The organism is Micromonospora sp. NPDC049282 (genome assembly GCF_043197045.1).
GTDB lineage: Bacteria > Actinomycetota > Actinomycetes > Mycobacteriales > Micromonosporaceae > Micromonospora.
On sequence record NZ_JBICSL010000014.1, the window covers coordinates 42516 to 49342 of the forward strand.

7 protein-coding genes are annotated in these 6827 nt (G+C 71.7%); 5 read left to right on the plus strand and 2 right to left on the minus strand.

The genetic code is table 11. The features are described from left to right. Positions 1 to 135 precede the first annotated feature (135 nt). Positions 136 to 600 carry a methylmalonyl-CoA epimerase gene (mce, locus tag ACGFI2_RS21830; protein WP_393519988.1) on the minus strand — a complete coding sequence of 155 codons (465 nt, stop codon included), beginning with the start codon at positions 598 to 600 and terminating at the stop codon, positions 136 to 138. A 62-nt stretch (positions 601 to 662) separates the two neighbouring features. Between mce and ACGFI2_RS21835 the strand changes: the two genes are divergently transcribed. From ACGFI2_RS21835 to ACGFI2_RS21845, 3 genes are read left to right on the plus strand one after another with little or no spacing between them, the layout of a single operon-like run. Further along, a complete protein-coding gene (locus ACGFI2_RS21835) occupies positions 663 to 1865 on the plus strand; it encodes an acetyl-CoA C-acetyltransferase (RefSeq protein WP_393519991.1) in 1203 nt (400 codons plus the stop codon). Position 1866: 1 nt separating this feature from the next. Next, positions 1867 to 2850 carry a methylmalonyl Co-A mutase-associated GTPase MeaB gene (gene meaB / locus ACGFI2_RS21840; protein ID WP_393520344.1) on the plus strand — a complete coding sequence of 328 codons (984 nt, stop codon included), beginning with the start codon at positions 1867 to 1869 and terminating at the stop codon, positions 2848 to 2850. A gap of 48 nt (positions 2851 to 2898) precedes the next feature. Beyond that, the gene (locus tag ACGFI2_RS21845) at positions 2899 to 3312 is read left to right on the plus strand and encodes an Asp23/Gls24 family envelope stress response protein (protein ID WP_393519994.1); all 414 of its coding nucleotides are present in this window, start codon (positions 2899 to 2901) and stop codon (positions 3310 to 3312) included. Between the two features lie 700 nt (positions 3313 to 4012). Here ACGFI2_RS21845 and ACGFI2_RS21850 read toward each other — a convergent pair. After that, positions 4013 to 4420, minus strand: a complete 408-nt coding sequence (locus ACGFI2_RS21850; RefSeq protein ID WP_393519997.1) for a GntR family transcriptional regulator — start codon at positions 4418 to 4420, stop codon at positions 4013 to 4015. A gap of 272 nt (positions 4421 to 4692) precedes the next feature. Between ACGFI2_RS21850 and ACGFI2_RS21855 the strand changes: the two genes are divergently transcribed. Both ACGFI2_RS21855 and ACGFI2_RS21860 read left to right on the plus strand, forming a co-directional pair. Continuing rightward, complete coding sequence (locus ACGFI2_RS21855; RefSeq protein ID WP_393520000.1) at positions 4693 to 4956, plus strand: hypothetical protein; 264 nt, start codon at positions 4693 to 4695, stop codon at positions 4954 to 4956. Positions 4957 to 5020: 64 nt separating this feature from the next. Continuing rightward, positions 5021 to 6709 carry a methylmalonyl-CoA mutase gene (locus ACGFI2_RS21860; RefSeq protein ID WP_393520003.1) on the plus strand — a complete coding sequence of 563 codons (1689 nt, stop codon included), beginning with the start codon at positions 5021 to 5023 and terminating at the stop codon, positions 6707 to 6709. Positions 6710 to 6827 lie beyond the last annotated feature (118 nt).

Below are 6827 nucleotides of genomic sequence, written 5' to 3' on the forward strand. Positions count from 1 at the left end.
TTTTTTATGTGTGGGGGTGTGTTCGTTGTGTTGTCCGCTGGCCCCCCCCCCCCCCCCGGGGCGGGGCCCCCCCGGGGGGGGGGCGGCCCCCGCGGCCCCCCCCCCCCCCCCCCCCCCCCCGCCCCTCCTTCGGTCTCAGGCGGGCTGGACCAGCTCGATCAGCACGCCGCCGGCGTCCTTGGGGTGCACGAAGTTGACCCGGGAGTCGGAGGTGCCCCGACGAGGTGCCTCGTAGAGCAGCCGGACACCGCGCTCGCGCAGCGCCGCGCAGGCCGCGTCGATGTCCGCCACGGTGTAGGCGACCTGCTGGATGCCCGGGCCGCGCTTGTCCAGGAACTTGCCGATCGTGGTGTCCGGCGAGAGCGGGGCCAGCAACTGCACCATGCCGCCGGAGGCGTCCGGCCCGACCGCCAGCATCGCCTCGCGTACGCCCTGCTCGTCGTTGGTCTCGGTGTGCACGCAGCGCATGCCGAAGGTGCGCTGGTAGAAGTCGATCGCGGCGTCCAGGTCCGCCACGGCGATCCCGACGTGGTCGATGCGGCGCAGACCGATGTCTGTGACAAACTCGGCAGCGGGCTCGACGGAGGAGTTCTCAGCCATGGCGCTAGTCTGACCGAACAATCGTTAAGGCGTACAGGTCGGCACCCCCCTCGGAGGCAGGCATGGCTTCGGTGATCGTCAGCGGCGCGCGGACCCCGATGGGGCGCCTGCTGGGCAACCTCAAGGACCTCCCGGCGACCAGGCTCGGCGGCATCGCGATCAAGGCGGCGCTGGAGCGCGCCGGCGTGGCGCCCGACCAGGTGCAATACGTGATCATGGGGCAGGTGCTCCAGGCCGGCGCCGGACAGATCCCGGCCCGGCAGGCCGCCGTCGAGGCCGGCATCCCGATGTCCACCCCGGCGCTGACCATCAACAAGGTCTGCCTCTCCGGCCTGGACGCGATCGCGCTGGCCGACCAGCTCATCCGCGCCGGCGAGTTCGACATCGTGGTGGCCGGCGGCATGGAGTCGATGACCAACGCCCCGCACCTGCTGCTCGGGCAGCGCTCCGGCTACAAGTACGGCGACGTGACGGTCAAGGACCACATGGCCCTCGACGGCCTCACCGACGCCTGGGACTGCTGCTCCATGGGTGAGTCCACCGAGCGGCACGGCGCGCGGCACGGCATCGGCCGCGAGGAGCAGGACGCGTTCGCCGCCGCCAGCCACCAGCGCGCCGCCGCCGCCCAGAAGAACGGCCACTTCGCCGAGGAGATCACCCCGGTGGTCATCCCGCAGCGCAAGGGTGAGCCGCTGGTGGTCAGCGAGGACGAGGGCATCCGTCCGGACACCACCGCCGAGTCGCTGGGCAGGCTGCGTCCCGCCTTCGCCAAGGACGGGACCATCACCGCGGGCAGCTCGTCGCCGATCTCCGACGGCGCCGCCGCGGTGGTCGTGATGAGCAAGGCCAAGGCGACCGAGCTGGGGCTCACCTGGCTGGCCGAGATCGGCGCCCACGGCAACGTGGCCGGGCCGGACAACTCGCTGCACTCGCAGCCGTCCAACGCCATCAACCACGCCCTGAAGAAGGGCGGCCTGGGCATCGACGACCTCGACCTGATCGAGATCAACGAGGCGTTCGCCGCGGTCGGCATCCAGTCCACCCGCGATCTCGGGATCAGCGCGGACAAGGTCAACGTCAACGGTGGCGCCATCGCGCTCGGCCACCCGATCGGCATGTCCGGCGCCCGGCTGGTGCTCACGCTCGCGCTGGAGCTGAAGCGGCGGGGCGGCGGCACCGGCGCGGCCGCGCTCTGCGGCGGCGGCGGCCAGGGCGACGCGCTGATCATCCACGTGCCGACGGGCGGCGAGTCCACGCGTGAGTGACGTGACCATTCCGGCCGCCGGCCCGGTGCGCCGGAGCCGGGACGTACCCCTGCTGGTCGAGCGGGCCCGCGCGGGCGACCCCCGCGCGGTGGCCCGGCTGATCACCCTGGTCGAGTCCGGCGACGAGGTGCTGCCGCAGGTCGCGGCCGCGCTGGCGCCCTACGCCGGGCACGCCCAGGTGGTCGGCCTGACCGGTTCGCCGGGCGTGGGCAAGTCGACCACCACGAACGAGCTGGTACGCGCGTTGCGGGCGCGCGGTCACCGGGTCGGCGTGCTGGCCATCGACCCGTCCAGCCCGTTCACCGGCGGGGCGATCCTCGGCGACCGGGTCCGGATGCAGGACCACGCCACCGACCCCGGGGTCTACATCCGCTCGATGTCGAGCCGGGGCCACCTCGGCGGGCTCTCCTCCGCGACGCCCCAGGCGGTACGCGTGCTGGAGGGCGCCGGCTGCGACGTGGTGCTGGTCGAGACCGTCGGGGTCGGGCAGGCCGAGGTGGAGGTGGCCTCGCTGGCCGACACCACGCTGGTGCTGCTCGCCCCGGGCATGGGTGACGCGATCCAGGCGGTCAAGGCCGGCATCCTGGAGATCGCCGACGTTTTCGTGGTCAACAAGGCCGACCGGGACGGCGTCGACGCCACCGTCCGCGACATCCAGGGCATGATCGCGCTCGGCGAGCGCGGGCCGGGCGAGTGGCGCCCGCAGGTGGTGCGCGCGATCGCCGTCCGGGCCGAGGGCATCGACGACATCGCCGCCGCGATCGACAAGCACCGCGACTGGCTGGAGCGCCACGACGAGCTGCGCCGGCGCCGGGAGGCGCGGGCCGCCGCCGAGATCGAGGCCATCGCGCTGGGCACGCTGCGCGACCGCATCGGCTCGCTGCGCGACGGTACGCAGCTCCCGACGCTCGCCGCCAAGGTGGCCGAGGGCGCCATCGACCCGTACGCCGCGGCGGACGAGTTGCTGACCCAGCTCGGCACCTGAACCGCTACGCTCCCGGGGTCGGGTTGGCGAGGGGGATGGGGAGCGGGCGTGGAGCACGAGGCTACGCAGGAGCTGTCGATGACGCCGGACGCGACGGCGGGCGGGACGACGCACGTCGCCGACGAGGTGGTGGAGAAGATCGCGGTGGCCGCCGCGAAGTCGGTGCCCGGCGTGGCCGAGCTGGGCGGTGACGTGGCCCGCTTCTTCAACGCCGTGTTCGACCGGGTCGGCCTGGACCAGCTCGGCGACGCCCGGCGCGGCTGCTCGGCGCACGTCACCGACGGCGCGGCCGTGGTCAACCTGGTCATCGTGATCGACGGTGGTCACCCGGTACCGCAGGTCACCGACGGGGTGCGGGCCGCGGTCACGTCCGCGGTCGAGGCGTACGGGCTGCGCGTCGACGAGATCAACATTCGGGTGGACGACGTCGCGATCGGTGACCCGGGCGCGTCCCTGGGTTGATTCCGTCCTCAGTTGATTTCCGCTCGACCAACGACGCCCGGGCCGGTGGTGGGTTCGCTTCCCCTACAAACTTGATGGCGTAAGTGGATCGGCCGGAGCGGCTGCCCATCGTCATTCCCCGGGGGCGGGACGGCGGCGCGGGCGGTAACGCGCACCCGTCTTCCCCGGTCGTTCACCGGGTGACAACGCCCCCGGCGGCCCACCCGGACCGCGGGTGGAACGCTATGGGTGTTTCGGGGCGCCGTTGACAGCCATGACGTTCCAGTCGTGCCCCGGTGTGGCCGTGGGTGGAACGCTATGGGTGTATCGAGACGCCGTAGAGACCCGTGATGTTCCAGTCGTGGCCGACCCGGACCGAACGGCAGCGGAGGTCCGAGTCGACTCCGCCCTCAGCTCGAACAGGCGCACGGCTTGGCGATGATCAACACCGGTACGCCGAAGTGGTGGTGTCGCGTGGGCAGGGATACCGCCAGTTCGGCGTAGTGCAGGGCGGTCGGTCGTTGGAAGCCGCAACTTCGGCGAACTGGCGTCGGATGCGAGCTGCCGCAACCCATCCGCGCCCCGGCGACGGAGGCGATGCGCTAAGGCAGTGGTCACCGACCCTGAGCGCGTTTCGGCTCGATCGGCGCGTCCGGGCGCCTGTCGAGCTGAGTCGACGTGCGACTCAGTGACGTCGGGCTGATCGGCCGGGTCGGGCGACCTAGGGGCGGATCAGTTCGACCTCGTCGCCCGCGAGCAACTCCACCTCGCCCTTCGGGTTGCGCACCTCCAGAATCGGTACGCCCTCGTCGAGCTGCAACGTCCGGCGCTCGTTGCCGGTCGGCATCCGGGCGGTGACCGAGCTGCCGGCCCCGAGTTCGACCTGCCGACGCTGAGGCGCTTCCCGAACCCGGGTGCCGAAGGGCCTGCTGGTGGTGACCAGCCCTTCCGACCGCAGCAACGAGATCGCCATTCGGACGGCGTCGCGACCGATCTGGTGCTCCTGGCTCAGCCGCGTCTCGCTTCCGACGTTCGCTCCGGCCGCGAGGGCACCCGACTCGATCTGCTCTCGAAGCAGGTCGGCGAGCTGCACATAGATCGGCGTGTGCGACCGGGGATCGATAGACATGCCGTAAGCCTTGTGCCTTCGTGGATGCGATCCATCAAGGCTTTATTGCATTGATGGATTGTTGCTATGTTGCTCTCTTGCCATGGTCTCGGTAGCAAAGCGTGCTCGGGCGGTCACCGATGAGCATGACCCGTTCGTGGGCGCTTGCGGCTGAGTTGCCCTGGTGCCGTACTGCGGAATGACGCTGCGGTGGCAGGGCGGGGCGGGTCCGCCGTGCGGGGTGGGCGGGCGGACCCGCCCTTCCAGTCCACTCGACGCGAGAGGTGGCGGTGATGCGGGAACGGTTCGTCATCCATCTGCCCGTCGTCGCCGGTGACCTGGCCGGCGCGGTGCGCCTGGCCCGGGTGATCGCCCGCTGGTCGGGGGTGCTCGCGTCGGCGGACCCGGGTGAGACCACCGTGTCGGCCGAGGACGAGCAGGGCGTACGTCATCGGGTCTTCTGCGACCTGCGGATGGCCGGCGGTCGGCGCTGCCTGCTGCGGGCCGACCACGACGGAGCCTGCTCCCGGGTTACCGGCCGGTACGCACATCCTTAGCGATCGTTCAGGCAGGCGTTCTACACTCGGTCTTCTGACGAGGACTCGAGGAGGAGCTCCGCGCATGGACGCTGACGAGATCGCCGCTGGCCGGGCCCGCTGGCAGGCCCGCTACGACGCCGCCCGCAAGCGCGACGCGGACTTCACCACACTTTCCGGCCTGCCGGTCGACCCGGTGTACGGCCCGCCGGAGGGGACGGCGTACCCCGGCTTCGACCGGATCGGTTGGCCGGGCGAGTTCCCGTACACCCGGGGTCTGCACCCGACCGGCTACCGCGGGCGGGCCTGGACCATCCGGCAGTTCGCCGGCTTCGGCAACGCCCGGCAGACCAACGAGCGCTACCAGATGATCCTCGGCGCCGGTGGCGGCGGACTCTCCGTCGCCTTCGACATGCCGACGCTGATGGGACGCGACTCGGACGACCCGCAGTCGCTCGGCGAGGTCGGCCACTGTGGCGTGGCGATCGACTCGGCCGCCGACATGGAGGTGCTCTTCGACGGCATCGACCTGGCCGGCGTCACCACCTCGATGACCATCTCGGGCCCCGCCGTGCCGGTCTTCTGCATGTACCTGGTCGCCGCCGAGCGGCAGGGCGCCGACCTGTCCACGCTGGACGGCACGTTGCAGACGGACATCTTCAAGGAGTACATCGCGCAGAAGGAGTGGCTCTTCGACCCCGAGCCGCACCTGCGCCTGATCGGCGACCTGATGGAATACTGCGCCGCCGAGATCCCGCGCTACAAGCCGCTCTCCGTCTCCGGCTACCACATCCGCGAGGCCGGCTCGACCGCCGCGCAGGAGCTGGCGTACACGCTGGCCGACGGTTTCGGCTATGTCGAGCTGGGCCTCTCGCGCGGGTTGGACGTCAACGTCTTCGCCCCCGGGCTGAGCTTCTTCTTCGACTCCCACCTCGACTTCTTCGAGGAGATCGCCAAGTTCCGCGCCGCCCGCCGGATCTGGGCCCGCTGGCTGCGCGACGTCTACGGCGCCACCAGCGAGAAGGCGCAGTGGCTGCGGTTCCACACGCAGACCGCCGGGGTGTCGCTGACCGCCCAGCAGCCGGTCAACAACGTGGTACGCACCGCGGTGGAGGCCCTCGCGGCGGTGCTCGGCGGCACCAACTCGCTGCACACCAACGCGCTGGACGAGACGCTCGCGCTGCCCACCGACGAGTCCGCCGAGATCGCCCTGCGTACCCAGCAGGTGCTGATGGAGGAGACCGGCGTGACCAACGTGGCCGACCCGCTCGGCGGCGCCTGGTACGTCGAGGCGCTGACCGACCGGATCGAGGCCGAGGCGGAGGAGATCTTCGCCCGGATCCGGCAGCTCGGCGGCGACGGCCCGCACCAGATCGGCCCGATGACCTCGGGCATCCTGCGCGGCATCGAGGACGGCTGGTTCACCGGACACATCGCCGAGTCGGCGTTCGTCTACCAGCAGGCGCTGGAGAAGGGCGACAAGAAGATCGTCGGCGTCAACTGTCACACCGGCACGGTCGCCAAGGAGCTGGAGATCCTGCGCATCTCGCACGAGGTGGAGCTGGAGCAGCGCCGGGTGCTGGCCGAGCGCAAGTCGGCCCGCGACGACGCCGCGGTCACCGCTGCCGTACGCCGGATGGTGGAGGTCAGCCGGACCGGGGAGAACATGATCCCGGCGATGCTGGACGCGGTCCGTGCCGAGGCCACCCTGGGCGAGATCTGCGACGCGCTGCGCGCCGAGTGGGGCGTCTACCGCGAGCCCGCCCGCTTCTAGTGCAAGGAGGGGCCCCGGCGGCCCCCCCCGGGGGTGGGGGGGGGGGCCCCCGCGGCCCCCCGGGGGGGGGGGGGGGGGGGGCCCCGCGCCCGGGGGCGGTGCGCCGGGGTCGGGGCCC